We start from the raw sequence: 1,075 nt of genomic DNA on the forward strand, positions 1-1,075 counted from the left end.
ACCACCGAACTTGCTCGACAGCACGGTTGCGATCGCTGCGGTCAGCGTCGTCTTGCCATGGTCAACGTGACCAATCGTACCAACGTTCACGTGCGGCTTGGTCCGCTCGAACTTTTCCTTTGCCATGACGCGACTCCTGTCTCGGTAGCGATTTGGGTTGGTGGATGCGTGGTGCCCATGGGCAGGATCGAACTGCCGACCTCTCCCTTACCAAGGGAGTGCTCTGCCACTGAGCCACATGGGCGAAACTTACTAACAGTGAATGGAGCGGGTGAAGGGAATCGAACCCTCGTCGTAAGCTTGGAAGGCTTCTGCTCTACCATTGAGCTACACCCGCCTGGGTTACTTCTTCCCTTACCGCCCGGCCCTGGCTAAGGACCGAACTCACTGCTTAATTCTGGTGGAGAGGGCTGGATTCGAACCAGCGTAGGCGTAAGCCAACAGATTTACAGTCTGCCCCCTTTAGCCACTCGGGCACCTCTCCGAAGAGAACTTGCGATTATGGGACCATCAGGCCACCCTGTCAAGCATTGCTTAATGAAATCGCGAGATTTCGAGCATTGATGCTCTCATCCTTATAGCGCTGTCCAGTTCATTGGGATCTGTGCTGCTGCCCCCCCCCCCCGGTGTGCGATGACGCATCCGGCGGAGGCGTTTGTAGGGCACTCCTCGGAAGTCTCGAGCACAGCCAAGCGGCGGGCCACGAGACCAGTAGCGCCGTAGCTACCTAGCGCCATGCAACCATGCCTAAGGCGAACACAGCCAACGCGCCTGCAACGGCACCCCGCTAGGCGAGCAGACGATCGATAGCGAACCTAGCAACCGAAGACGCCACGCACAACCGCTGGAGCCTCCGTTTGGAGGCGTTTTGTTTTGTGCGGGAGAGCGGAGGGAGATGTAGTCGGGATCTGGCCGACAGGTCAATGCAGCAGGCCGGGAGCGCCCTGATCGCGCAAAGCAAACACCCCAGCTCTGAGGCAGAGCTGGGGTGTAGATGGGAGAGCCTGGCGATGACCTACTTTCACACGGGAATCCGCACTATCATCGGCGCGGAGTCGTTTCACGGTCCTGTTCG

Annotated in this window: 1 protein-coding gene and 3 tRNA genes; all 4 read right to left on the reverse strand. The window is 58.7% G+C overall.

Translation table 11 applies throughout. The annotated features are described in order from the left end of the window. On the reverse strand, positions 1–126 hold a 126-nt coding region (locus NG898_RS26035), incomplete at its 3' end, for a GTP-binding protein (RefSeq protein ID WP_234499085.1). Between the two features lie 43 nt (positions 127–169). Then, positions 170–244 (reverse strand) — tRNA-Thr (locus tag NG898_RS26040). 19 nt (positions 245–263) lie between these two features. Continuing rightward, a tRNA-Gly gene (locus NG898_RS26045) sits at positions 264–337 on the reverse strand. A gap of 61 nt (positions 338–398) precedes the next feature. Further along, a tRNA-Tyr gene (locus NG898_RS26050) sits at positions 399–484 on the reverse strand. Positions 485–1,075: the final 591 nt, after the last annotated feature.

The sequence above is a fragment of the Ralstonia mojiangensis genome, assembly GCF_023955645.1.
GTDB lineage: Bacteria > Pseudomonadota > Gammaproteobacteria > Burkholderiales > Burkholderiaceae > Ralstonia > Ralstonia mojiangensis.